The organism is Streptomyces sp. NPDC005402 (genome assembly GCF_040606575.1).
In the GTDB taxonomy this organism is placed as follows: Bacteria; Actinomycetota; Actinomycetes; order Streptomycetales; family Streptomycetaceae; genus Streptomyces.
On record NZ_JBEXFB010000038.1, the window covers coordinates 32,470 to 58,689 of the forward strand.

Genomic DNA, 26,220 nt, shown 5'->3' on the forward strand with positions numbered 1-26,220 from the left:
ACGGCACGCTTTTCCATCGGAGGCACACGGGGGATGAAGATCGACTGGGACCGGCGGACCTGTGCGCGCCGCGGCCATGTGACGTACGCGCCGGACGAGCCCCGGCTCAGGGAGCGGCTGCACGCCGAGACCGCCCTGGGCGGGGCGTGGCGCTGCCTGCGCTGCGGCGACTTCGCCCTCGGTGAGCCGCACGGCTCGGGACCCGCCGACCACGCGCCCCTGGTGCCGCGCGGCAAGGTGCTCAGGGATCTGTTCGTGCTGCGCTTCCTCGCGATCGAGCGGGCGGTGCGCGGGGTGTTCATCGTGCTGGCCGCGGTGGCGGTGTGGAAGTTCAGCAACAGCCAGGACGCGGTGCGCCGGCTCTTCGACGAGTACTTGGACGTCTTCCGGCCGGTGTTCCGGCACTTCCACTACGACCTCGACCACTCACCGATCGTCGACACCGTCCAGAGGACCTTCGGGTACAAGCACAACACTTTGGTCCTCGTCGCCGTGTTGCTGCTGGCCTACGCCCTCATCGAGCTCGTCGAGGCGGTCGGCCTCTGGTACGCCAAGCGCTGGGCGGAGTACCTGACGGTGGTCGCGACCGCCGCGTTCCTCCCGCTGGAGATCTACGAACTCACCGAGCGCATCAGCTGGTTGAAGATCGGCACGCTGTTCCTCAACATCCTCGCCGTCCTCTACATCCTCCTGGCCAAGCGCCTGTTCGGCCTGCGCGGCGGGCACCGGGCCTTCGAGGAGGAACGGCAGAGCGCGTCGCTGCTGGAGGTCGAGGAGGCCGGTGGGCTGCGTGAGTTCAGCGCGTTCAGTCCGGGGTCCCGGAACCCGTGAGCTGAGCCCCTCAGCCGCTCAAGCCCCTAAGCCCACGGATCCGTGATCTCCCGCAGCAGCGTCAGCGCCTCGCGCAGCTGCTTCATGCGGCGCCTGCCGAGGTGTTCCTCCCACTCCTTCTCCACCTCGGCGACCACCCCGTCGGCGACCTCCTTCGCCGCCCAGGCCTTCGCCGCGCCGCGCACCAGCCGGGCCCGCTTGTCGGTCGGGTCCGGGGCGCGGGTCACGTAGCCCGACTTCTCCAGCTGGTCGACCAGGAAGCCCGCGGTCTGCTTGGTGATCTGGGCCTGCTCGGCCAGTTCCGTCAGCCGGGTGCCGTCGGGGCCGATCCGCTGCATGACCCGGGCCTGGGCCGGCGTGAAGTCGTCGAACCCGGCGTCCGCGAGCGCGGCGAAGACTCGATTCTCCAGGGCCCGGTACGGGAGGAACAGGAGCAGCCCCGTGTTGAGCTCGCTCTCCGCCACCATCGTCGACGCTCCCTCGCACCGCTTGGACTCATACTGCTTGACATTGGTCAGAGTCGCTGACTACTTTGGTCAGAGAAGCTTACCACTTGAGTGGGTGATTCTTGTGGGTGCAGTGCTGGACACCGACGAGCTCTGGCAGATCGTCGACCGGGAGCGGGCAAGCCTGGCCGACCTGCTGGAGGGGCTGAGCCCCGAGGAGTGGGAGACACGCACGCGCTGCGGGGACTGGCGCGTCAGGGACGTCGCCGCGCATCTGACGGTCGCGGCGCGCTTCTCCACCGGACAGGTCGTACGGGAAATGGTCCGCGCCCGGGGCGACTGGAACCGGATGATCCACGACTCGGCGGTCCGCGAGGCCGAGCTGCCGGTCGCCGAGATCGTCGCCCACCTCCGCTCGATCATCGGCTCCCGCCGCCTCGCGCCGACCACCTCACCCCACGAACCGCTCCTCGACCTCCTCGTCCACGGCCAGGACATCGCCCTCGCCCTCGGCCGTGAGCGGGCGGTGCCGCCGGCGGCCGCCCGGGACGCCGCCGACCGCGTGTGGACCATGCGGTTCCCGCCGCGGCCCTGGCCCCTGCCGAAGGCACGGCTCGTCGCCATCGACATCGAATGGACTCGGGGGGCCGGGAGGGAGATCCGCGGTCCCGTCACGTCCCTGCTCCTGCTGCTCACCGGGCGCCCGGAAGCGGCCCGGGAGTGGGCCGAGCGCACCGGGGAGCCGTGGACGGGGGTCACGGCTTCCCGGTGACGGGTGACGGGGCGCGGGGAACGGGGCGCGGAGCTTGGGCCGGTGCGCCTGTCGAGTGCCTCGCCGTGTCGGCGGGCCGCCAGAGTTGTCGCGCCAACCGGCCCGCGGCCGTGCACGGATCAGGACGGCCCGCCCTTTGAGGGCGGACACCCCGCTCCTCGGCGACTTCGTGAACGGCGCGCCGACCCCGAGCCTCCTCGCCCCCCTCCGGCCGCCCGACCCCGCTGCCCCCTCTACAGCCCGGCCGCCCCATCCAGCCGTGCCAGTTCCGCCGCCCCCAGCACCAGTTCCACCGCCCCCGCCGAGTCCCGGATCGTCGCGGGCCGACTCGCTCCCGGGATCGGGATCACGGTCGGTGACTTCGCCAGCAGCCAGGCCAGGCAGACCTGTTGGGGGCTGACGCCCCGCTCCTCGGCGACCTCGTGGAAGGCGCCGCGGGGTCCTGCGGCCCCCGACGGGCCGTCCAGCGAGCTGCGTGAGATCCCGCCGAGCGGGCTCCACGGCATGAAGGCAAGCCCCGACTCCCCGCACAGCCGCAACTCGGGCTCGCTGTCCCGCACGGCGGGGGAGTATTGGTTCTGCACCGACACCAGCCGGTCCCCGAGGATGCCGAGCGCCGTACGGATCTGCGCCACGGACGCGTTGGAGATCCCGGCCAGCCGGATCTTGCCCTCGTGGAGCAGCTCCCGCAGCGCGCCCAGCGACTCCTCGAAGGGGACGGAAGGATCGGGCCTGTGCAGCTGGTACAGCCCGATCGCCTCGACCCCGAGCCGCTTCAGCGAGGCCTCGGCGGCCGCCTTCAGATGCCGTGGGCTCCCGTTCACCGTCCAACTGCCGTCGGCGGGTCGGCCCCGGCCGCCCTTCGTGGCGACCAGCACGCCGGAGGTGTCCCCGCCGTAGGAGGCGAGGGCGCGGGCCACCAGGAGTTCGTTGTGGCCGGGTTCGGCGCCCGGGAAGTGGTAGGAGTCCGCCGTGTCCAGCAAGGTCACGCCCGCCTCCAGCGCCGCGTGCAGCGTGGCCAGGGCGCGGGCCCCGTCAGGCCGGCCCTCGATGGACAGGGGCATCGCGCCCAGCCCGATCGCGCTCACCCGCAGACCGCCCAGGGTGCGGTACCGCATCTCAGGCCTCGTTCCCGAGCGTCTCGGCCACGGCCCGCGGGAGCCATTGCCGTACGTCGCCGAAGGTGAACCCGAGCCGGGTGGCGCGGGCGTTGTCCATGCCGTAGGAGCGGGCGAAGGAGAACGGAGAGACCTCGCCGAGTTCGACCGGCTGGAAGACGGTCTTCCCCTCGGGGACGTGCGCGGCCACCGCCCTGCACAACTCCTCCGTACCGAGCAGCCCGCGGGAGGCCGCGTTCACCGGCCCGGTGAAGTCCTGGCCCGCCGTCCAGGCGAGGAAATCGGCGATCTCCTCGACGTGGATGTAGGTGGCGGGCTGGTTGTCGACCGGGACGGCGATGGGCTCGCCGGCGCGGATACGGTCGGCGTAGTGGGCAAGCCTCCCGGTGAAGTCGTCGTCCCCGCCCAGGACGTGGGCCACGCGGATCGCCGTAAAGGGAAAGGAGGGGTGCTCCGAGAAAACGGATTCCGCCTGTCGCTTTCCCTCACCGTAACGGGAATCGAGGAATGCGGGGTCGTCCCAGGGGAGCTCGAGATCGACGGACACGGTCGTCGGGTCGACGGCGTCCTCCCGTACGAGAGCGATCGAGTCCTCGTACTCGTACACCTCCACCGTCGAGGTCATCACATAGCGCCGGGTACGTCCGGCGAAGATCCGGCGGGCGATCGCCGCCTGGCGCGGGGTGTAGCAGACCTGGTCGATGACGACGTCGAACGTGCGGGGGCCCAGCGCCCGGTTCAACGAGCTCTCGTCGTCGCGGTCGGCGACCAGATGGACCGCCCCGGGCGGGGGCGCGGACGAGCCCCGGTTGAGGACCGTGACCCGGTCGCCGTCGGCCAGCAGACGTGCGATCAGACGCTTGCCGAAATAGCGGCTGCCACCGATGACCAGTACCTCTCGTGGGGTTTTCATGACCATAATTCTCCTGGCGTAGGTTCGCTGATTGAAGGGGGAACCATGGGAGTTCAGGCGACGGCACCGAAAGAACCACGGAATGTGCGTCCCGCTGCCGACGAAACATCGGTGGGCTTCGACGCGCTCGACCGGCAGATCCTGGAGCTCCTGCAGACCGACGGCCGGATCAAGCTCAGCGAGCTGGGCCGGCGGGTGCGGCTGAGTCCGGCGGCGGTCACCGAGCGGGTGCGGCGCCTGGAGGCGGCGGGCGTCATCGGCGGCTACGGCGCCCACGTCGTCCCCGCCCGGCTCGGCTACCGCATCCAGGCGTTCATCCGGGTCAGCCCGCACGGCGGCTACAACCTGAGGCATCCGAGGACCCTGGAGCTGATGGAGCGCCCCGAGATCACCGAGGTGCACCACGTGGTCGGCGAGGACTGCTGGATCCTCAAGGTCGCCGTCCGCGACACGGTCCACCTGGAGGAGGTCCTCGAAGAGGTCTCCGTGCTGGGCCGCACGACCACGTCGATCGTGCTGACCTCTCCGGTGCAGCGCAAACCGCTCTTGCCTTGACGTCGGCGTCAAGGACTACGTTCGTGGCCATGCGAATCGGCGAGCTGGCCGCACGGGCCGGGACCACGACGCGGACGCTGCGCTATTACGAGGCGCGGGGTCTGCTGCCCGCGCGGCGCGGCCACAACGGCTACCGGACCTACGACGAGGACGACCTGAAGCTGCTCCGGCAGATCAGGACGCTCCAGGACTTCGGGTTCGACCTGGAGGAGACGCGGCCGTTCGTGGAGTGTCTGCGGGCCGGGCACCCCGAGGGCGACTCGTGTCCGGCCTCGCTCGCGGTCTACCGGCGCAAGCTCGGTGAACTGGACGCGCTGATCGGTGAGTTGCAGACCGTGCGCGCCCAGGTCGGGCAGCAGTTGGAGCGGGCCGAGCGGGCGCGTGACGGGTTGGCCGCCGACGCGGAGGTTCCGGGCGGTCCGGAGCCGGTGTGCGAACTGGGAGGGGACCACAGGTGATCAGGGCAGCGGGTGTGGCCGAGGTGACGGACGCGGACTTCGGGACGGAGGTGCTCGGGGCGGAACTGCCGGTGCTGGTGGAGTTCACCGCCGACTGGTGCCCGCCGTGCCGGCAGATGGGGCCGGTGCTGACGGCTCTCGCCGCGGAGGAGGGCGAGCGGCTCAAGGTGGTCCAGCTGGACGTCGACACCAATCCGCTGACCACGAACGCCTACCAGGTGCTGTCGATGCCCACCTTCATGGTGTTCCGGGGCGGGGAGCCCGTGCGCTCGATGGTGGGGGCGCGGCCGAAGCGGCGCTTGCTGGAGGAGCTGACCGACGTCCTGTGAGCTGACGCAATACAGAGAAATCCCCCGGGCGATTGCGTCCGGGGGATTTCTTTGCGTATATTCAATGGTTCGCGACTTCAGAAGAATTGAGTCGCAAAGAAGCTCAGTGAGCACAGTATATCCGGGCGGGAGTGGAATTGTCAAACACCGGCTTTCCGGACGATGAATTGCGGCAGGAACAGGAATTCATCGACGGCCTGTACGCACATGTGGACGCCCTGCGCGGCGACACCGAGGTCTCCGTCACGGACGCGCTCGCCCAGGGCAACACCCCCATGCAGGCCCGGCTGGAGCGGGACATCCTGGTCGCCGAGCGCTCGGGGCTGCTGGCCGCGCTGAACGCGGTCGACGGCTCGCTCTGCTTCGGCCGCATCGACCTCACCTCCGGCATCACCCACCACATCGGCCGGATCGGACTGCGCAACGACGACGCCGAGCGCACCCCGATCCTCATCGACTGGCGGGCCGACGTCGCCCGCCCCTTCTACCTGGCCACCGGCCACACCCCGATGGGTCTGCGCCGCCGCCGGCACATCGGCACCGAGGGCCGCCGGGTGACCGACCTGCACGACGAGATCCTCGACCTGGGCGATGAGGAACGGACCGGCCACGAGGACCCGACCGGCGACGCCGTCCTGCTCGCCGCGCTCAACTCCGCGCGCACCGGCCGCATGAGCGACATCGTGCAGACCATCCAGGCCGAACAGGACGAGATCATCCGCGCACCCCACCGCGGGGTCCTGGTGGTCGAGGGCGGGCCGGGCACCGGCAAGACCGCCGTCGCCCTGCACCGGGCCGCGTATCTCCTGTACGAGCACCGGGAGCTGCTGGCCAAGCGGGCCGTGCTGATCGTCGGGCCCAACCCCGCCTTCCTCGGCTACATCGGCGAGGTACTGCCCTCGCTGGGCGAGACCGGTGTGCTCCTCGCGACGGTCGGGGAGCTCTTCCCCGGTGTGAAGGCGACGGCGACCGACAGCCGCGCCGCGGCCGCGGTGAAGGGGCGCGCCGCCATGGCGGACGTCCTCGCCGACGTCGTACGCGACTGGCAGGCGCTGCCCGACCCGGTGATCGCGATCGAGCACGACCGCGAGATCCTCATGCTCGACGACGGCCTGGTCAAGGTCGCCCGCGAGAAGACCCGCGCCGCCCGGCTGCCGCACAACGCGGCCCGTGAGCACTTCGAGGGCCACATCCTCAACACGCTCACCGACATGGTCGCCGAACGCATCGGCACGGACCCGTTCGACGGGACGAATCTGCTGGACCCGAGTGACATCACGCAGATCCGTGACGAACTCGCCGAGAACCCCGAAGTCTGGGCCGCCATCGACCAGTTGTGGCCGCGCCTGACCCCGCAGCGCCTGGTCGCCGACTTCCTGGCCGACCCCGTCGGGTACCTCCCCGACGAGGACGCGGTCGCGATCCGCCGCCCGGTGACCCGGGGCTGGACGGTGGCGGACGTGCCGCTGCTCGACGAGGCGGCCGAACTCCTCGGTGTCGACGAGCGGTTGGCGCGGGCCCGGGCCGAGCGCGAGCGGGAGACCCAGGTCGCGTACGCGCAGGGCGTGCTGGACGTGTCGTACGCCTCGCGGACCTACGAGTTCGACGACAAGGACGAGGAGGACTCCGAGGTCCTGTCCGCGCACGACATCATCGACGCCGAGCGGTTCGCCGAACGGCAGGAGGAGGACGACCACCGCAGCGCCGCCGAGCGCGCGGCCGCCGACCGCACCTGGGCGTTCGGGCACATCATCGTCGACGAGGCGCAGGAACTGTCCCCGATGGCCTGGCGGTTGCTCATGCGCCGCAGCCCCACCCGCTCGATGACGCTGGTCGGCGACCCGGCGCAGACCGCGGAGGCGGCGGGTGTGGGCTCGTGGCAGGAGATCCTGGAACCGTATGTCCAGGACCGCTGGGAGCACGCGAGGCTGGGCGTCAACTACCGCACCCCGGCCGAGATCATGGAGCTCGCGGCGGCCGTCGTGCGTGCGGAGAACCCGGGTTTCGAACCCCCGAGCTCGGTCCGCTCGACCGGCGTACGGCCCTGGGTGCGCGCCACCGACGACCTGCCCGGCGCGGTCGCGCAGGCGGTGAAGGAGCTGACCCCCGCAGAGGGGCGGCTCGCGGTCATCGCCCCGCGCCATCTGCACCGCAGGCTGGCGGCTGGGCTCGACGGGGTGACGGCGGGCGCGGAACCCGATCTGACCCGCACCGTCGTACTCCTGGACCCCCGGCAGTCCAAGGGGCTCGAATTCGACTCCGTGCTCGTGGTCGAGCCGGGGCTGTACGGCACGAGCGACCTGTATGTGGCGCTGACCCGGGCGACCCAGCGGCTGGGGGTGCTGCACACGGGCCGGCTGCCGAAGGCGCTGGTCGACACATCCGTCCCAGGGATCACCATGACGTAACAGTTCACGCCATGGTCACTGCGTGTGCACGGCCGGTGCGGTAAGCGTGTGCGGTATGGAAGCCCAATCGCACGCGACCCCGCAGGGCGGCGGCCCCACGCTCGGGTCGCTGCCCGTCGAGCCGCTGCTCACCGCCGAGTTCGACGTCGACCCCGGCGCGGTGTACGAACGGCTGCGCAGCACCTACGGACCGGTCGCGCCGGTAGGTCTGATGGGGGTGCCGGTATGGCTGGTGCTCGGGTACACCGAGGTCACCGAGGTGCTTCGGAACGAGGACATGTGGCGGCGGGACGTCCGGTACTGGCGGGCGCGGGCCGAGGGGCGGCTGCCGCGGGACTGGCCGCTGCTGGCCGGTTACGAGGTACGGCAGATGATGTTCATGGACGACGAGGAGCATCTGGGGGCCCGGCGCACCCATCACTCGGCCCTGGGCCCCTTCCAGGACGCGCGGAGTCCGGAGGGGTGGGCACTGCGGGCGGCTGTCGCGCGGTACGCCGACGAGCTGGTCGGGATGCTGGCCGCCGAGTCCGGGTCGGTGGGCTTCGCCGATCTCGGGGCGCAGTACACGCGGCCCTTGCTGCTGATGGTCACGACCAAGTTGTTCGGCTGTCCCGTGGAGTTGGGCGACGAGCTGGTCATGGACCTGTGGCGGATGCTGGACGGAGGGCCCGACTCGGGGCCGGCGACGGCGCGCGCACTGGGAGCCTTCACCCGTCTCGCCGCGCATCGCAGGGCCCGGCCGGGTGACGACCTCACGTCCTACATGCTGCTCGCGGACCCGGGGCTGAGCGACGAGCAGCTCGGACGGGAGCTGTTCATGAACGCCGTGTACCTGAACGACATCACCGGGAACATGGTGCTCAACACGCTGCTGGAGGTGTTGCGCGGCAACGCCACGGTCCGGCGCAGCCTTTCGGCGGGTCAGCTGGGAGAAACGGTCAACCGGGCGGCGCTGGCGAATCCCCCGGTGGCCAACATGTGCTTCCGGTTCGCGGCGCGGGACGTGCGGCTGGGGGAGGCGTGGGTGCGGGCGGGGGACGCGGTGTCCCCGTCGGCCGCGGCCGCCCATCGAGACCTGCTGGCGATCGGTTCCTCGCACCTGGTGGGGTCGACGGTGTCCACACGGGCCCACCTGGGGTGGGGCGCGGGACCGCACCAGTGTCCCAGTGCCGCACGGGAGTTGGGCGGGATGATCGTGGCGACCGCGGTGGGGAGGGTGCTGGATCACTTCGTCCGCGCGGAGTTGACCCTGCCGCCGGATCAGTTGCCGTGGCGGTCGGGGCCGGTGGTGCGGGGCCTCAGACTGCTGCCGGTGCGCTACGAACTGCGGGCGGGGACGCTGTCGGCGCGGCGACCGAAGCCGGCCGGACCATCCGCCGCACCGACCGCCGACGGACACGCCCGACGGCTGCTCTCGGTGCTTCGGCGACTCATGCCCGGAGGTAAGGAAGCAGACCGGATCCTTCCGTAAAGGATCCAAAATCCCGGTAATGAGGCACGGGTTGGCGGCCGCGACGCCGAGGACGAGGCGGCCTGCGCCGGCCGCGCTACCCCTCCTTTATGCCCTGATCTACACCCAGGACGAAAACGGTGAGTGAGTGTCAGACCGCCTCGGACCGACCTGTCGGGTGGGTATCCGGAGGTCCTCGCTTTACCTAATGGAATGGTCACGAGGTTTCATGGACCGCTCTTGACGTGCGCAAGTAAGAGCAGGTTAAGGTCCCGTCCGATTTTGAACTTCATATGACCCCGACGTGGGGACGCTGTGAGGGCGGAGGGGGCGGGGGACATGAGTGTGTCTCGGGAACGGCGGTGCGGCAGATCGGTGATCGCCGTGATCGCGGCGGCCGTCGTGGCGAGTGTGGTGCCGTCGACGGGGACCGGCAGCCAGGCGCAGGCCGCGCATCGCTCGACCGCCGTCGGCGCCGGCAGGCACAGCGCGAGGACCGCGGCCACGCCCGCCGCAGCCGCGGAAGCGGCCACCTCGGGCGGCGCCAAGGTCGAGATCACCTCGTTGCGCACGGAGTCGAGCGAGGTGTACGCCACCCCGGACGGGCAGTTCGAGGAGGTGCAGCACCTCAAGCCGGTTCGCACCCGGGTCGGCGGAGAGTGGAAGGGGATCGACGAGACCCTCGCCCGGCGCTCCGACGGCCTCGTGGCGCCGAACGCGACCGCGGTCGGCCTCGCTTTCTCCGGCGGCGGCAGAGATCCGCTGGTCACGCTCGAACGAGCCGGACGGAAACTGTCGTTCACCTGGCCGACCGCGCTACCCGCGCCGACCCTTGACGGGGACACGGCCATCTATCCGGATGTGCTGCCGGAGGTCGACCTCAAGCTGCGTGCCGTCACGGACGGCTTCTCCGAGGTGCTGGTCGTCAACACCCCCGAGGCGGCGAAGAACCCGGCCCTCGCGGAGTTGCGACTGGGCGTCGACTCACCGGGACTGGATCTGCGGACCTCGAACTCCGGCGGCCTGGAGGCCGTCGACGAGAGCGCCGGCGGAGTGGTGTTCCAGGCCGGGCAGCCGGTGATGTGGGACTCCACACGGAAGTCGGCCACGGCCGGTACCGGCGCCGCGTCGCCCGCCGTTGCCTCACCCACGGTTGCCTCAGCCACCACCACGGCGCCCGCTCTGAAGAGCCGTGCGACCACGGACGGCACAGCCGGTGCCGCGACCGTCGCGAAGGCCTCGGCGGAAGCCGCCATGGCGGAGGGGCCCGGCGACGCCGCCCGGGTCGCCCCCATCGGGGTGGACGTCGCCTCCGACGGCGGTGAGCTCCAACTGACCCCTGACCACGCGTTGTTGACCGGCAAGGACACCACGTTCCCGGTCTACATCGACCCGCAGACGTACACGCCCAAGGCCGGCGAATGGACGATGGTCTCGCGCTACTGGGCGTCCTCGCCCCAGTGGCGGTTCAACGGCGACTCGGACGCGGGCGTCGGCTACTGCGGCTGGGACTACTGTGCGCCGTACGACGTGAAGCGGCTGTTCTACAAGTTCCCCACGTCGAAGTTCGCTGGGAAGTCGATCCTGAGCGCGACCTTCGTGGGACACGAGACCTGGTCCGGATCGTGCGACGGGCGTGTTGTCCAGTTGTGGCGGACCAAGTCCTTCGACTCGAACACGACCTGGAACAGCTCGTCCGACAACTGGCTGGACGAGCTCGACTCCAAGGACGTCGCCAAGGGCAACAGCTCCTCCTGCCCCGGCGGTGACGTGGAGTTCGACGCGACGGCGGGCGTGAAGTACGCCTCCGCCCACGACTCGGCGTACACCTCCTTCGGCCTGCGGGCGGCGAACGAGGACGACAAGTACGGCTGGAAGCGGTTCTCCGACGACGCCTACCTGCGCGTCAAGTACAACCAGCCGCCCAAACAGCTCGCGATGAGCCAGCTCTCCATGTCACCCGGCGGCACCTGCCGGACCCCGGCGAACCAGGTCTCCATCCGCTCGCTGCCGCAGATCTCGGCGAACGACGTCAAGGACCCCGACGGCGATCAGGTCAGTGTGCAGTTCCAGCTGCTGTGGGACACCGGCGGGGGCATCAAGGCCCAGTGGACCTCGGCCCGGCTGACCCCCCGCGCCTCCGGCAAGGACTTCAGCACCACGCTCACCGAGACCCTCTCCAACGGCAAGAAGATCCCGAAGAACAAGACGGTGGCCTGGGCCGCCCGGACCTGGGACTACGACGAGGGCAAGTACTACAGCGCCTCGCCGTGGTCTGCCTCGGGATCGGCGACGAGCTGCTACTTCGTCTGGGACACCTCCATCCCCGTCGGACCGACGGTCACCTCCGGCGACTACCCGGCCAAGAACGACCCCGACCCCAACGACCCCGTCTACGACGGCGTCGGCCGCTACGGAACCTTCACGCTCGACAGCCCGGACACGGACGTCGTGAAGTACTGGTACGGCATCAACGAGGACGCGTCCTCCGACAACGTGGTCACCACCACCGGTGGCGCGGCCCGCACGGTGAGCTTCCGCCCCACCCGCTCCGGCACCAACCTCCTGAACGTCCAGGCCGTCGACTCCGCCGGGCGGGTCAGCGAACCCACCAACTACGCCTTCCGCGTGAAGCAGGGCCAGCCGGTGCGCGCCGAGTGGAAGCTCGACGAGACGTCCACCGCCACTCAGGCCGAGGGCACCGCCGGCACCCGCACCCTCGACGTGGAAGGCAACCCGACGCTGGGCGCCCAGGGCAAGAAGGGCGGCGCGGTCGACTTCGACGGCGTCGACGACTACCTCGTCTCCGACATCCCCACCGTGGACACCTCGGTCAGCTTCTCCGTGGCCACCTGGGTGAAGCTCGACAAGATGCCCGACGACGCAGCCGTGATCGCCACCCAGCCGGGCAACGACGCACCGGGCTTCGAGCTGTACTACTCCAAGACCTACGACCGCTGGGTCTTCGACCAGTACACGGCGGACACCGCCACGGCCACCCCGGTCCGCGCCATGCAGTCCTCGGCCGGAGGGGTCAAGGCGGGCGAGTGGGTGCACCTGGTCGGCGTCTTCGGGCTCGGCGCGAAGCAGCTGTCCCTGTACGTCAACGGCACGCTCGCCGGCACGGCGTCGTACTCCACTCCCTGGGATGCCCGGCGCGGTCTCCAGATCGGCGCCGCCAATCTGCGCGGCACGGTGACCAACTACTTCCCCGGCACCGTCGACGACGTCCGGATCTACGAGAAGCCCCTGTCCGCGACCGAGGTGAGCGATCTCTACAGCAGCGGGAACATCGGCAACGGCCGCCCGGCCCGCGCGGTCTTCCCGCTCGACGACCCGGCCACCGACACCGACGGCTACGCCACCACCCAGGTCACGGGCCGCGCGGACGTCAACCCGGCGGTGCTCAGCGGGGGAGCGAAGCTCGGCCAGGCCGGTCGCGCCGGCACCGCGCTGAGCCTGGACGGCGTCGACGACTACGCCGCCACCGCCGGACCGCACCTCAACAACCAGCAGAGCTTCTCCGTCGGTGCCTGGGCCAAGCTCTCCAAGACCAAACCCACACACGGAGCGGTCATCGCGGCCCAGGAGGGCAGCGTGATGCCGGGCTTCGAGCTGTACTACTCGCCGACCTACGGCTGGACCTTCAACCAGTACTCCTCCGACACCACCAGCGGCACCCCCCTCCGGGCCGCGCAAGGTGATCCGGCGCTGGCCCCGGGAGGTGAGTGGACGTACGTCGTGGGCTCCTACGACGCCGTCACCGACGACCTGCGGCTGTACGTCCAGGGCAAGTGGGTGGCGACCACGAAGGTCACCGCGCCCTTCTACGCGGGCGGCCCCGTGATGATCGGCGCCAGCCGCTTCAGCGGTACGCCGAGCAGCTTCTTCCCCGGACAGATCTCGGACGTGCAGCTCTACGACCGTGCGCTGTCCGCCTCCGAGATCGCTGCGATGTTCGACAGCACGGCCACGGTGGAGGGCCGCTGGAGGCTCGACGCCGCCTCCTCGGGCAGCTCGGCCGACGACCTGGTCCGCGAGGACCACACCACGCACCCGCTCACCCTGGGCAGCGGAGCGGCGATCGACGACACCAGCTTCACCAACATGGTCGGCACCGGCGACCTGACGCTGAACGGCACTGCCAACGGCTATGCCGCCACCGGGACTTCACCCGTCGACACCAGCAAGAGCTTCACGGTGTCCGCCTGGGTGACCGCGCCCAGCAGGCCGACCAAGGCGGTCACGGTGATGAGCATGGCCGGGACCACCACCAACGGATTCGCGGTGCGCTACGTACCGGACGCGAAGGACCCGGCGCACGCGGGCCGCTGGCAGCTGGTGATGGCCAATGCGGACAGCGCGACCGCCACCACGGCCACGGCGGAGCACAGCAACTTCGAGAACAACACGTCCTGGAACCACATCCTGGTCGTCTACGACGCCTTCGCCGGCCGGATGAACCTCTACGTCGACGGCCAGACACAGGTCAGGTCATGCGTCGACAACGACGACGACGGGGTGCCCGACGATCCCACGTGCACCGAAGAGGTGTCGTGGAACACCGCGGTCCTGCCCTTCGCCGCCGGCAAGGGGCTTCAGCTCGGGCGGTTGAAGACCGGCGCGAGCACTTGGGGCGAGTACTGGAGCGGCGCCATCGACGACGTGTGGGTGCTTCAGGGCGCGGCCACCGACAGCCAGATCGCCGCCCTCGCCGGTGGTGCCGACCTGGACACCACCGCCGGGCCCTGACCGCGGCCCCGTACCCCGTAGTGACTTCGCGTACGTCAGCCATGACGCAGGCATGGCGTGAGGAATGAGGGACGAAGCGATCGTGATGCGAGCACGGATGATGGCGAGTGGACTGCGGCGCCGAGTCGCCCTCCTCGTCCCCGCCGTCCTGGTGGGGGCGATCCTCCAGGCCACGGCCGCCCCCCTGGCCGAGGCCGCCGACACCCACCGGGTGCCGAGCGCGGAGAAACCGCTGACCGGCCACGGCGTGACGCCCCGCGCGCGAAGGAGCGACGGCGAGCCGCGGGTGCCGACGACCAAGCCCCGGCACAGCTGGGCCGCGGCGGGTTCGGCCACGGTCGAGGTGGCGAAGGGGACCGTACGGGCCGGGAGCCTGCCGGTCTCCCTCACCGCACCCGGGGCGCCGTCCCGTTCGGCGAAGAGCGCGCACACCAGCCCGCTCACCGGTCCCGCCACCGTGCGTGTCCTCGACCAGAAGACGGCCGAGCGCGCCGGTGTCGACGGCCTGCTCTTCTCCGTCGCCCCGCAGCAGGGCGCCGAGGGCGACACGGTCGGCGTCAGCGTGGACTACGCGAAGTTCGCGCAGGCCTACGGCGGTGCCTACGCCGCCCGGCTGAGGCTGGTGCGCCTCCCGGCCTGTGCGGAGACCCGCCCGGCCGACCCCGCCTGCACGAAGGTGACACCGGTCGTCACCCACAACGACACGAAAGCGCAGACGCTCACCGCCGACACCCTGACCATGCCGGCGAAGAGCGTGAAGACCGCGAAGGGCAGCGCCGACTCGGCCACGATCGCCGCCCCCATGCTGTTGGCCGCCACCTCAGGTGGCTCCAGCGACCACGGCGACTACACGGCCAGCCAGCTCTCCGCCTCCTCGTCCTGGCAGACCGACCTGAACACCGGTGACTTCTCCTGGTCGTACGACATGCCGGTGCCAGGCGTGCCGGGCGCCTTCGCGCCGACGGTGAGCCTCGCCTACTCCTCGGGCGGCATCGACGGCCGCACCGCGAACACCAACAACCAGTCCTCCTGGGCCGGTGACGGCTTCAACCTGTGGCCGGGATCCATCGAACGCAGCTACAAGTCCTGCGCCGACGACGGGGTGAAGAACGCCGACGGCACGAAGCCGGGCGACGTGTGCTGGGCGTACGACAACGCCACGCTGTCGTTCAACGGCCACTCCGGCGAGCTGATCGCGACCGGCACCAACACCTTCCGGATCAAGGGCGACGACGGCACCAAGGTCGACCGGATCTACGGCTCCACGAGCGACGTCCGGTCCAACGGCGCACACAGCGACGAGTACTGGCGCATCACCACCACCGACGGCATCCGCTACTACTTCGGCTACAACCGGCTCCCGGGCTGGGCCTCCGGCAACGCCGAGACCAACTCCACCTGGAACGTCCCGGTGTTCGGCGACGACGACGGTGAGCCCTGCCACGCCTCCACGTTCGCCGGGTCCTGGTGCCAGCAGGGCTGGCGCTGGAATCTCGACTACGCCGTCGACACCCACGGCAACACGATCGCGTACTACTACAACAAGGAGACCAACTACTACGCGCGCGACCTGAAGCCGGCCGACGAGACGGTCTACGACCGCGGCGGTTACCTGGACCACATCGACTACGGCCTGCGCAGCACCTCCAACTACTCCGCGAAGGCCCTCGCCAAGGTCCAGTTCACCTCCGCCGAGCGCTGCCTGCCCGAGACAGGGGTGACCTGCGCGGCGGACACGATCGACGACAAGTCGTTCTACTGGTACGACACCCCGTGGGATCTGAACTGCAAGTCCGGCGCGGACTGCACCAAGTCGTACTCACCGAGCTTCTGGACCCGCAAGCGGCTGACCGGGGTCACCACGCAGGTCCTCAAGTCCGACGGCACGTACACCCCCGTCGACAACTGGACTCTCGACCACCGGTGGGGCATGGCGGACATCGACTACCAGCTGCTGCTGACCTCGATCCAGCACACCGGCAAGTCCGCGAGTCCCGAGATCACCCTGCCCAAGGTCACCTTCGACTACGACCAGCGCGCCAACCGGCTCGACATCGAGGGCGACGACACTTCCCCCTTCATCAAGGAACGTCTGTCCGGCATCTCCGACGAGTCCGGCGGCGAACTCGCCGTGCAGTACTCGACGGCCACCTGTGACGCCGCGAACCTGCCGACCCCGCAGACCAACACCACGCGCTGCTTCCCGGTGTACTTCACCAAGGAGGGAGACGCGGACCCGAGCCTGCAGTGGTTCAACAAGTACGTCGTCGACTCCGTCAGCCAGGTCGACCGCACCAAGGCGTCCCCGGAGATGGTCACCCGCTACAGCTATCTCGACGGGGCGGCCTGGCACTACGACGACGATGACGGGCTGACCAAGGAGAAGTACAAGACCTGGTCCAGCTGGCGCGGCTACGGCCATGTCCGGGTACAGAGCGGCGGTCAGGACCCGGTCGGCATGAAGTCGCAGACCGACCACTGGTTCCTGCGCGGCATGGACGGCGACCGGGCGGCGCCCTCCGGCGGCACCAAGTCGGCCTCCGTCTCCGACGACAACGGCGGCACCATCACCGACGACGACCCGGTGGCCGGCTTCGAGTACAAGACGGAGCGCTACAGCGGTCCCGGCGGCAAGGTCCTGGAGAAGACCGTCAGTACGCCCTGGCACCACCAGACGGCGTCCCGCGTCCGTGTCTGGGGCACCACCACGGCCAATCTGACCGGCACCGCCTCGACCCGCACCTGGACCTCCCTGGACGACGGGGCGGGCGGCAAGTGGCGTACGACCTACAAGACCAACACCTTCGAGAACACGGCCGGGCGAGTCGTGCAGAGCGACGACTTCGGGGACGAGACCACCTCGAAGGACAACCAGTGCACCCGCACGACCTACGTCGACAACACCACCGACTGGATCCTGACCAAGCCGTCCCGGGCGGAGACGGTCGCTGTCAAGTGCGCCGACACCCCCGACCGCACCAAGGACGTCATCTCCGACGTACGCTCCGCCTACGACGGCCAGAACTACGGCGTGGCCCCCACCAAGGGCGACGCCACCCGCACCGCCTCCCTGCTGAGCCATGACGGCGCCACCGGCACCTACCTGGAGGCGAGCGCGACCTTCGACACCTACGGACGCCAGGCCACCGCCACGGACATCACGGCGACGGTCAAGGCGACCGAGACCACCGCGCCCGTCCGCACGGTCCGCACCGACGGCCGTACCACCACCACCGTCTACAACCCGACGACCGGCTTCCCGACCAGCTCCACGGTGACCACCCCGCCCGCCACCGCGGGCACCGCGTCCACCGCACAGACCAGCACGACGACCTACGACCCGGTCCGCGGCCTGCCCACCACGGTCCTCGACACCAACAACAAGCGCACCGACACCACCTACGACGCGCTCGGCCGCACCCTGAAGGTCTGGCTGCCGAACCGTGTGCAGGCGAACAACGACACCCCCAACTACGAGTTCTCGTACACGGTCACCGACGGCAAGCCCGCCGCGGTCGGCACCACCACCCTGTACGGCACCGGCCGTAAGACGTCGTACACGCTCTACGACGGCTTTCTGCGCGAGCGCCAGACCCAGGCCCCCGGCCCGAACGGCGGCCGTCTGCTCACCGACACGCTCTACGACGAACGCGGCCTGACCGCCAAGCAGTTCGCGCAGTACTACAACACCGCCGCCCCGTCCTCGGACCTACTCGTCCCGAACGACGCGCTGGGTGTGGAGACCCAGACCTGGAACACCTACGACGGTCTCGGCCGGGTCACCAAGTCCCAGCAGATGGCCGGCAACGGTGACAACGGCGCGATCCTGGCCACGACGACCACCGCCTACGGCGGCGACCGCACCACCGTCACCCCGCCCAAGGGCGCCACCCCCACCACCAAGGTCACCGACGCCCGCGGCAACACCACCGAGCTGTGGCAGTACCACGGTCCCACCCCGGCCGGCAGCACCGACAAGACGCTCTACGAGTACAGCCCGGCGGGCAAGCTGACCAAGCTCACCGACCCGGTCGGCAACGCATGGACGTACCAGTACGACCAGCGCGGCAACCAGATCAAGGCCACCGACCCGGACAAGGGCACCACCACGTCCACGTACGACGACCGGGGGCAGCTGACCTACACCCTGGACGCGAACCAGAAGAAGGTCACCCACCTCTACGACGACCTCGGCCGCGAGCTGGAGACCCACGACGGCGACGCCACGGGCCCCTTGCTGACCAAGCATGTCTGGGACCCGAGCGGTTTCGAGGGCCAACTGGCCTCCGCCACCCGCTACGTCGGTGGCGCGAGCGGCTCCGCCTACACCACCACCTACAGCCTCTACGACACCCTGTACCGTCCCCACCGGACCACGGTCACCATCCCGACCTCGGAGAAGGCACTCGCCGGGTCCTACCAGACGAACGTCCAGTACAACGTGGACGGCACCGTCCAGTCGACGAGCTACCCGGCCGCGGGTGGACTCGCCGCGGAGACCATCACCCCGGGCTACGACGACGCGCTGCGGGTGAAGACCATCGGGGCGAGCAGCGGCGCCACCTACCTCACGAACGCCGTCTACAGCTACACCGGAAAGCCGCTCCAGTACACGTACCAGGCGGTCGGCGGCATCAAGACCAATGTCGACAACAGCTACGAGTGGGGCACGCAGCGACTGCACAACTCCGCTGTCACCCGCGACGGCGTCTCCGGCACCGACAAGTCGGCCACGTACACCTACGACGAGGCCGGCGACATCACCGCGGTCGCCGACGTCTCCCGGGACGGCACCGACAACCAGTGCTTCACCTACGACTACCTGGGCCGGCTCACCGAGGCGTGGGCGCAGAACACCACCGGCTGCGCCACCACCGCCTCGTCCTCGGTACTGGGCGGACCCGCGCCGTACTGGCTCTCGTACACCTACGACCCCGCAGGCAACCGCCTCACCGACACCCAGCACGACGTCAGCGGTGACACCGCCAAGGACATCGGCCGCACCTACGCCTACCCGGCCGCCGGCACCGCGCGCCCGCACGGCGTCACCCAGATCGACACCACCGGCCCCTCTGGCATCTCCCGTAACAGCTACGGCTATGACGCGGCCGGCAACACCCACACGCGCACCATCGGTGGCGACCAGCAGGTCCTGGAGTGGGACGCCGAGGGCCACCTGATCAAGGTGACCAAGCCCAACGCCAGCGGCGGCACCGCGACCACCTCCTACGTCTACGACGCCGACGGAAACCGGCTGATCACCCGCACGGACGCCGACGCCACGCTCTTCCTCGGCAGCACCGAGCTCACGCTGGCCAAGGACGCCACCGCGGCCAAGGCCACCCGCTACTACGACCTCGGCGGCGGCAACCAGGCCATCCGCACCAGCGACAACAAGCTCTCCTTCCTGTTCGGCGATCAGAACGGCACCTCTCAGCTCGCCGTCGACGCGGCCGCCGGCACCCTCCAGCAGCGCCGCTCCACCCCCTTCGGCACGGCCCGGGGCACGGCACCGACGAGCTGGCCGGGGGACAAGGGCTACGTCGGCGGCACGGCGGACGCGAGCACCGGCCTGGTGCATCTGGGCGCCCGCGACTACGACCCCGACACCGGCCGCTTCCTCTCCGTCGACCCGGTCCTCGATCCCACGGACCCTCAGCAGCTCAACGCCTACACCTACTCCAACAGCAGCCCCGTCACCTTCAGCGACCCCACGGGGCTCCACCTCGCTTGCGGCGGCTGGGGCGACGACACCCCCTGCCCCAAGAACGACAAGAACGGCGACGGCGTCCCCGACCACGGCTCCTCCAAGAAGACCTCGAAGACCACCAAGAGCCCGGGCCTGACCAAGGACCAGAAGAAGAAGATCAAGCAGGTCTACGACTACTTCTTCAACCCCAACCAGTGCTTCGGCAACCCGATCGACCCGAACCCGAAGTTCGACGTCTGCTATACGCAGGCGGAGATAGACGCCGACAAGCAGTTGGGCAAGGAGATGCTGTCGGCACTGGGAGACATGACCGTGCTCGTCCCCTGGGTGCGCTGCGTCAAGGGCAACGAAGACGAGTGCGACGTACTCGGGGAAGCGGTCTCGACCTATGACGCGGGAGCGGTCGAGATAGGAGGCGCCCGCTTCATCCGGGCACTGACCAGGGATGCCAAGAGGACGTGCAGCTTCACGCCGTCGACCAAGGTGCTCCTCAAGGGTGGCAGAACCAAACCCATAGGGAAGGTCGAACTCGGCGACGAGGTCGAGGCCGCCGATCCGGCAGACGGAAAGCACCGCGGAACCCGCGCCGTCACGGCGCGGCTCGTCCACCGTGACAACGATCTGGTCGACATCCGCATCAGTCACGGCAAGGGGGGTGCGCAGACCCTCCACACCACCTTCGGCCACCCCTTCTGGGACGACACCCTGCACGCCTGGGTCGCGGCCGGGCGGCTTGTTCCCGGGCACACCCTGAACACCTCCGACGACGGGCACGCGGTCGTGGCCGGCGTGGCGGTCCGTCCGGGCGTCACCGAGATGTACAACCTCACCGTCACGGAACTGCACACGTACTACGTGCTTGTGGGCGGTGTGCCGGTCCTGGTCCACAACGACGACGCGAATCTGTGCAGGCTGCTCGGTATCTCCCAGGTGAAGCTGAACGAACTCGTCGGCGACGCCTACCGGGACCACATCGCGGACTCCATGCGACAGCGGGGCCTGAGCGTGGTCACCGATGCGGAGAACCGGGACCTACTGACATTCGATACTCCCTATGGTGATCGGATCTATGACATCGGCCTGCTGGACTCGAATGGCGACGTCACCCACTACGTCGAAACAAAGTCCGGCAATGTCAAGAAGGACAAACTCCAGGCGAAGAAGGACGCCTACCTGGAAAAGAAATATGGTATAAGCGTCACTTATGTCTTCGACGCGGAATGAGGTACCACGGTGAGCAGCGATGGCGTTTGAATGCGGCGCCCTGGGCCGTTCGGGAGGACGTTCCCATCTGGTGGCACTGGGGGAGCTGCTGACCCATCTGGAGGCCGAGGACGAGGACGTCTCCCGGGGTGAGGTCAAGGAAGGCGAGGGCTGGGCCGCGACCCGGCTGCGGATCCGGCGCCCCGGGGAACCGGAACTCGAGCAGTACGTCCAAGTCAGCGTGGGCGGGGAGATCCTGGAGATCTACCTGGAGGACGCCGCTGCCGTGCTGGCCCCGGAGGTTCTCCGGGGCCGGGACCTGATGATGACCACCACACTCAGCGGGACGACCGATCCGGTGGTCAACGACCGGATCATGGCCTACGTCCTGGAGGAGTGGGACGGCGTCCGGTGGGACGAGAGCTCTGGATTCTCGCCGTCGTGAGCGCAGCGGACCCTCGCGGGTCCGCTGCGGCGTCGCGGTTCAGGCCGGCCGCAGCCACACCGTTGCCAGCGGCGGCAGCGTGAGCTGGATGCTGGCCGGGCGGCCGTGCCAGGGGGTGGGGTCCGGTTTCACGACGTCCGGGTTGGTGATGTCACCGCCTCCGTACCTCGCCGTGTCCGTGTTCAGGGTCTCCAGCCAGGCCGGCACGTCGTCCGGGGCGCCCAGGCGGTAGGTGGGGCGGACCACCGGGGAGAGGTTGGAGACCGACAGGAGGGGCGAGCCGTCCGCGTCGTAGCGGAGGAAGGCGAAGACGTTGTCCTCGGACGCGTCGCCCACGATCCACTGGAACCCCGAGGGGTCCGTGTCGCGCTGCCAGAGGGCCGGGGTGTGGCGGTAGACGACGTTCAGGTCGCGGACCAGGTCGCGGACGCCCCGGTGATCGGCCTCGGCCCCGTACGCCGGGTCGAGGAGCCACCAGTCGGGCCCGTGCGCCTCCGACCACTCCGCGCCCTGGGCGAACTCCTGGCCCATGAAGAGGAGTTGCTTGCCGGGATGCGCCCACATGAAGGCCAGGTAGGCGCGGAGGTTGGCCCGCTGCTGCCACCAGTCGCCCGGCATCTTCGACACCAGTGAGCGCTTGCCGTGGACGACCTCGTCGTGGGAGATCGGCAGGACGTAGTTCTCGCTGTACGCGTACACCATCGAGAACGTCATCTCGTGGTGGTGGTACTTGCGGTGCACGGGCTCGTGGGCCATGTAGTCCAGCGAGTCGTGCATCCAGCCCATGTTCCACTTCAGGCCGAAGCCGAGCCCGCCGAAGCCCCCCGGGCCCATGTGGTGCGTCGCGCGGGTCACGCCGTCCCAGGCCGTGGACTCCTCCGCGATCGTCACCACGCCCGGGACCCGCCGGTACACCGTCGCGTTCATCTCCTGGAGGAAGTCCACCGCGTCCAGGTTCTCCCGGCCGCCGTGCACGTTCGGGACCCACTGGCCCGGCTCGCGCGAGTAGTCGAGGTAGAGCATCGAGGCGACCGCGTCGACCCGCAGGCCGTCGATGTGGAACTCCTCGCACCAGTACACGGCGTTCGCCACCAGGAAGTTGCGGACCTCCCGGCGGCCGTAGTCGAACTCCAGCGTGCCCCAGTCCGGGTGGGCCGCACGCAGCGGATCCTCGTGTTCGTACAGGGTGCGGCCGTCGAACTCGGCGAGCGCCCAGTCGTCGCGCGGGAAATGGGCAGGCACCCAGTCCATCAGTACGCCGATGCCGGCCTGGTGGAGCGCGTCGACGAGGTACTTGAAGTCGTCGGGGGTGCCCAGACGGGCCGTGGGCGCGTAGAAGCCGGTGACCTGGTAGCCCCAGGAGCCGCCGAAGGGGTGCTCGGCGACCGGCATCAGCTCGACGTGGGTGAAGCCCAGGTCCTTGACGTAGGCGGGCAGTTGCTCCGCGAGCTGACGGTACGTCAGGCCCGGTCGCCAGGACGGGAGATGGATCTCGTAGACCGAGAAGGGGGCCTCGTGCGCGGGGGCGCCCTCCGCACGGCGGGCCAGCCATTCCCCGTCCCCCCACTCGTGGTGCGAGGCGTGGATGATCGAGGAGGTGTTGGGCGGGACCTCCGTGCGGCGGGCCAGCGGGTCCGCGCGCAGGGTCTTGGAGCCGTCGGGGCGGGTGATCTCGAACTTGTACAGCTCGCCCTCGCCGACCCCGGGCACGAACAGCTCCCACACCCCGGTCGAGCCTAGCGAGCGCATCGCGAACGCCGAAGGATCCCAGAAGTTGAAGGTGCCGGCCACCCGCACACCGCGCGCGTTCGGCGCCCACACGGTGAAGCGGGTTCCCGTCACGCCCTGGTGGGTCATGGGCTGCGCGCCCAGCGCCGTCCACAGCTGCTCGTGCCGGCCCTCACCGAGCAGATGCAGGTCGAGGTCGCCGAGCGCGGGCAGGAAGGCGTAAGCGTCCTCGGTCTCCTGGACCGACTCCTCGTACGCCACGAGCAGGCGGTAGGAGGGGATCTCCGGCATCGGCAGCAGGGTGGAGAAGAAACCGTCGCCGTCGTCGTGCAGTTCGGCCCGCACGTCTCCGGCCACGACCGTGACACCCAGGGCGTACGGGCGGAACACCCGGAAGGCCACCCCGCCGGAGACCGCGTGTGCGCCGAGCACCCCGTGCGGGTCGTGGTGGGTACCGGAGAGCAGCCGCTCCCGGTCGCCGGCGGGTACCTCCGGCGATGCGGCCGGGACCGGGGCGGACGCGTCCGGTGCGGAGACCGGGACCGCTACCGGTTCCGCCACGGGGGTCTCCCCGGCCGGCTTCTGCGCCCCGGTCTTCTTGGCGGTCACCTTCTTGGCGGTCACCTTCTTCACCGCACCCTTCCTGGCGGCAGCCTTCTTCACGACAGGCTTGTCGACGCCCGCCTCCCTGACCAATGCCTTCTTGGCGACGGCCTTCCCGGCACCGGTCTTCTCGGCCACGGCCTTTTTGGCGCCGCCCCTCTTGACGACGGCTTCCACGGCTTCGGCGGCTTCGGCGCCGACCTTCTCGGCACCGGCCTTCACGGCACGAACCGTTTCGGCAGCAGCCGTGCCGACAGTCGTCTTCCCGGCGCCCGCCTTCTTCGCGGTCGCCTTCCTGGCCACCGGCTCCGCCTTCTTCGCCGAGGCCTTCTTGGTCACTGCCTTCTCCGCGACCTTCTTCTTCGCGGTCTTCTTCGGGTCCGAACCGCTGGGGGTGGGGCGGGGGGTCACTGGCGGAGCCTCCTCGGGCGAAGGTCAGGTCGGGTCAGATCAGGTCGGTCGACGCGTACCGCGCCACCGCGGCCATCGGCACCTGCAGCCAGTCCGGGCGGTGCCGGGCCTCGTAGACGACCTCGTAGATCGCCTTGTCGATCTCGTAGGCGCGCAGCAGCACCGGATCGGTCCGCGGGTCCACGCCGCTGACCTCGGCGTATCCGGAGCAGTACGCGGCCCGGCACGCCTCGGTCCAGCCCGGTACCGGCAGGTCGGTCGAGTGTGCCGCGTAGTCGAAGGAGCGCAGCATCCCGGCGACGTCCCGGGCCGTGGGCTGCGGCAGCCGGCGTTCGGAGAGCGGCTTGGACGGCTCGCCCTCGAAGTCGATCAGCGACCAGTGCCCGGCGGCCGAGCGCAGACACTGGCCGAGGTGGAGGTCGCCGTGGATGCGCTGCGCGGTCCAGGTACTGCCCTCGGCGGCGAGGTCGCCCAGCGCGGTGAACGCGGAGCGCAGGCCGGGCTCGTGGGGCCGCAGCGCGGGGACCGCCTGCACGGCCGCCTCCAGCCGCTCGATCATGCCGTCGACCAGCAGGTGCAACTGCTGGTGGCCGAGTGTCACGGTCGGTAGTGCCCGGGCGAGCGCGGTGTGCACCTCGGCGGTGGCCCGCCCGAGAGCGTGTGCCTCCGCGCTGAAGTCCTCGCCCTTGGCGAGTTCCCGCAGGGCCAGCTCCCAGCCGTCCGACGCGCCCTGCACGAAGGGCTGGAGCACGCCGAGGGTGTACGGCTCTCCCGCCAGCTCCGCCCGCAGCCACCCCGTCGGGGCGGGCACCCGGGGACAGCCCTCGCGGGCCAGCGCCAGCGGCAGCTCCAGGTCGGGGTTGACGCCGGGCACGACGCGGCGCAGGAGTTTCAGGATGAACGTATCTCCGTAGACGATCGACGAGTTCGACTGCTCTGCGGTCATCACCCGGGCCACCAGACCCTCCCGGATCTCCTGGTGCGGGTCCCGCTCGAAACAGAGCCCGCCGATCCGGGTCCCGGAGCGGATGGCCTCCAGGAGCAGTTCGGCGGGCAGTGGGTCGTGGAGGGCGTCGTACGCGGTACGGCCGGTGAGCGGCCCCTCCTCGACATGGCCGATCAGCGCGGGCGCCAGCCGGGGCGGCAGCGCCTCGCGCACGCCTATGAGGAGCTGGTAGCAGTCTCCGGGGTGCGGCGGACCGCCCAGGGTGAGCGGCTGGTGAGCGCGGACCAGCAGGTGGTACAGGCCGAGCTTCGCGGTGGGCGGCAGCAGCTCGGTGACCGCCACCAGGGAGAACCCGGTGACCGGGCGCCCCTTGCCCGCGAACCAGCGCTGCCGTGGCAGCCACTCGCGCAGGAGTGGGTCGAGCGAGGCGAGGAGGCCTGGACTTGTCGTGGCGGTACGGGTGACGGCTTCCGACATGGCGTGGCGTCCTTTCCCCGGGCTGGCTGGTCGGGGTGCTACTGATGCGTGCCCCGGGCGGAGCGGTGGAAACCGCCCCGCCCGATCCTCGTCGGCTACGCGGCGTCCTTGCGGAGCCGGAACCAGTAGAACCCGTGCCCGCCGAGCGTCAGCAAGTAGGGCAGCTCACCGATGGCCGGGAACCGCACCCCGCCGAACAGCTCGACCGGGTGCCGTCCGCTGAAGGCGCTCAGGTCCAGCTCCGTCGGCTGCGCGAACCGGGAGAAGTTGTGCACGCACAGGACCAGGTCGTCCTCGTACTCCCTCAGGAACGCGATCACCGCCGGGTTCGACGACGGGAGCTCGGTGTACGAGCCGAGGCCGAAGGCGGCGTTCTGCTTGCGGATCTCGATCATCCGGCGGGTCCAGTGCAGCAACGACGAAGGCGACGCCATCGACGCCTCGACGTTGGTGACCTGATAGCCGTGGACCGGGTCCATGATGGTCGGCAGATAGAGCCGCCCGGGGTCACAGGAGGAAAATCCCGCGTTACGGTCCGGTGTCCACTGCATCGGGGTGCGGACGGCGTCCCGGTCGCCGAGCCAGATGTTGTCGCCCATGCCGATCTCGTCGCCGTAGTAGAGGATCGGCGAGCCGGGCAGGGACAGCAGCAGGGCGGTGAACAG

General features: G+C 69.8%; 16 protein-coding genes. 10 read left to right on the forward strand and 6 right to left on the reverse strand.

Translation table 11 applies throughout. The features are described 5' to 3' along the window. Positions 1–33 precede the first annotated feature (33 nt). Positions 34–831, forward strand: a complete 798-nt coding sequence (locus tag ABZT02_RS42150; protein ID WP_356027866.1) for a DUF2127 domain-containing protein — start codon at positions 34–36, stop codon at positions 829–831. 26 nt (positions 832–857) lie between these two features. On the opposite strand, the gene ABZT02_RS42155 is transcribed toward ABZT02_RS42150, so the two are convergent. Continuing rightward, positions 858–1,298: a MarR family transcriptional regulator gene (locus ABZT02_RS42155; RefSeq protein ID WP_356027868.1), complete on the reverse strand. Its 441-nt coding sequence runs from the start codon at positions 1,296–1,298 to the stop codon at positions 858–860. A gap of 94 nt (positions 1,299–1,392) precedes the next feature. Between ABZT02_RS42155 and ABZT02_RS42160 the strand changes: the two genes are divergently transcribed. Further along, positions 1,393–2,049, forward strand: a complete 657-nt coding sequence (locus ABZT02_RS42160; RefSeq protein ID WP_356027870.1) for a maleylpyruvate isomerase family mycothiol-dependent enzyme — start codon at positions 1,393–1,395, stop codon at positions 2,047–2,049. Positions 2,050–2,282: 233 nt separating this feature from the next. Here the strand turns inward: ABZT02_RS42160 and ABZT02_RS42165 are convergent, their stop codons facing one another. Next, on the reverse strand, positions 2,283–3,167 hold the full coding sequence (locus tag ABZT02_RS42165) for an aldo/keto reductase (protein ID WP_356027872.1): 885 nt from the start codon (positions 3,165–3,167) through the stop codon (positions 2,283–2,285). Position 3,168: 1 nt separating this feature from the next. Next, a complete protein-coding gene (locus tag ABZT02_RS42170; protein ID WP_356027874.1) occupies positions 3,169–4,080 on the reverse strand; it encodes an NAD-dependent epimerase/dehydratase family protein in 912 nt (303 codons plus the stop codon). A 111-nt stretch (positions 4,081–4,191) separates the two neighbouring features. On the opposite strand from ABZT02_RS42170, the gene ABZT02_RS42175 reads away from it, so the two are divergent. The 8 genes from ABZT02_RS42175 to ABZT02_RS42210 all read left to right on the forward strand — a co-directional run bounded on the left by ABZT02_RS42175 (position 4,192) and on the right by ABZT02_RS42210 (position 21,390). Next, complete coding sequence (locus ABZT02_RS42175) at positions 4,192–4,635, forward strand: Lrp/AsnC family transcriptional regulator (RefSeq protein WP_356027894.1); 444 nt, start codon at positions 4,192–4,194, stop codon at positions 4,633–4,635. Positions 4,636–4,664: 29 nt separating this feature from the next. Then, complete coding sequence (locus ABZT02_RS42180) at positions 4,665–5,093, forward strand: MerR family transcriptional regulator (protein ID WP_037721569.1); 429 nt, start codon at positions 4,665–4,667, stop codon at positions 5,091–5,093. Continuing rightward, positions 5,090–5,422, forward strand: a complete 333-nt coding sequence (locus ABZT02_RS42185) for a thioredoxin domain-containing protein (RefSeq protein ID WP_356027876.1) — start codon at positions 5,090–5,092, stop codon at positions 5,420–5,422. Before ABZT02_RS42180 ends, ABZT02_RS42185 begins: the two co-directional genes overlap by 4 nt. 167 nt (positions 5,423–5,589) lie before the next feature. Then, entirely contained in the window at positions 5,590–7,830 is a 2,241-nt protein-coding gene (locus tag ABZT02_RS42190) for a UvrD-helicase domain-containing protein (protein WP_356027897.1), read from the forward strand. Between the two features lie 55 nt (positions 7,831–7,885). Beyond that, positions 7,886–9,301 carry a cytochrome gene (locus tag ABZT02_RS42195; protein WP_356027878.1) on the forward strand — a complete coding sequence of 472 codons (1,416 nt, stop codon included), beginning with the start codon at positions 7,886–7,888 and terminating at the stop codon, positions 9,299–9,301. Positions 9,302–9,619: 318 nt separating this feature from the next. Further along, the gene (locus tag ABZT02_RS42200; protein WP_356027880.1) at positions 9,620–14,032 is read left to right on the forward strand and encodes a LamG-like jellyroll fold domain-containing protein; all 4,413 of its coding nucleotides are present in this window, start codon (positions 9,620–9,622) and stop codon (positions 14,030–14,032) included. A 64-nt stretch (positions 14,033–14,096) separates the two neighbouring features. Then, positions 14,097–20,966 carry a polymorphic toxin-type HINT domain-containing protein gene (locus tag ABZT02_RS42205; protein ID WP_356027882.1) on the forward strand — a complete coding sequence of 2,290 codons (6,870 nt, stop codon included), beginning with the start codon at positions 14,097–14,099 and terminating at the stop codon, positions 20,964–20,966. A gap of 70 nt (positions 20,967–21,036) precedes the next feature. Further along, positions 21,037–21,390 carry a hypothetical protein gene (locus ABZT02_RS42210; RefSeq protein WP_356027884.1) on the forward strand — a complete coding sequence of 118 codons (354 nt, stop codon included), beginning with the start codon at positions 21,037–21,039 and terminating at the stop codon, positions 21,388–21,390. Between the two features lie 39 nt (positions 21,391–21,429). Here the strand turns inward: ABZT02_RS42210 and glgB are convergent, their stop codons facing one another. The 3 genes from glgB to ABZT02_RS42225 all read right to left on the reverse strand — a co-directional run. Next, complete coding sequence (glgB, locus tag ABZT02_RS42215) at positions 21,430–24,132, reverse strand: 1,4-alpha-glucan branching enzyme (protein WP_356027886.1); 2,703 nt, start codon at positions 24,130–24,132, stop codon at positions 21,430–21,432. Between the two features lie 34 nt (positions 24,133–24,166). Beyond that, positions 24,167–25,555 (reverse strand): maltokinase, encoded by a 1,389-nt coding sequence (locus tag ABZT02_RS42220; RefSeq protein WP_356027888.1) that lies wholly within the window; start codon positions 25,553–25,555, stop codon positions 24,167–24,169. A 95-nt stretch (positions 25,556–25,650) separates the two neighbouring features. Further along, a partial coding sequence (locus ABZT02_RS42225; protein WP_356027890.1) for an alpha-glucosidase C-terminal domain-containing protein occupies positions 25,651–26,220 on the reverse strand: 570 nt, incomplete at its 5' end.

Bases quoted from the DNA above. Each gene is read 5' to 3' on its own strand.
- ABZT02_RS42150 (WP_356027866.1), top strand. From the start codon at position 34: ATGAAGATCGACTGGGACCGGCGGACCTGTGCGCGCCGCGGCCATGTG.
- ABZT02_RS42155 (WP_356027868.1), bottom strand. From the start codon at position 1,298: ATGGTGGCGGAGAGCGAGCTCAACACGGGGCTGCTCCTGTTCCTCCCG.
- ABZT02_RS42165 (WP_356027872.1), bottom strand. From the start codon at position 3,167: ATGCGGTACCGCACCCTGGGCGGTCTGCGGGTGAGCGCGATCGGGCTG.
- ABZT02_RS42170 (WP_356027874.1), bottom strand. From the start codon at position 4,080: ATGAAAACCCCACGAGAGGTACTGGTCATCGGTGGCAGCCGCTATTTC.
- ABZT02_RS42180 (WP_037721569.1), top strand. From the start codon at position 4,665: ATGCGAATCGGCGAGCTGGCCGCACGGGCCGGGACCACGACGCGGACG.
- ABZT02_RS42195 (WP_356027878.1), top strand. From the start codon at position 7,886: ATGGAAGCCCAATCGCACGCGACCCCGCAGGGCGGCGGCCCCACGCTC.
- ABZT02_RS42200 (WP_356027880.1), top strand. From the start codon at position 9,620: ATGAGTGTGTCTCGGGAACGGCGGTGCGGCAGATCGGTGATCGCCGTG.
- ABZT02_RS42205 (WP_356027882.1), top strand. From the start codon at position 14,097: ATGAGGGACGAAGCGATCGTGATGCGAGCACGGATGATGGCGAGTGGA.
- ABZT02_RS42220 (WP_356027888.1), bottom strand. From the start codon at position 25,555: ATGTCGGAAGCCGTCACCCGTACCGCCACGACAAGTCCAGGCCTCCTC.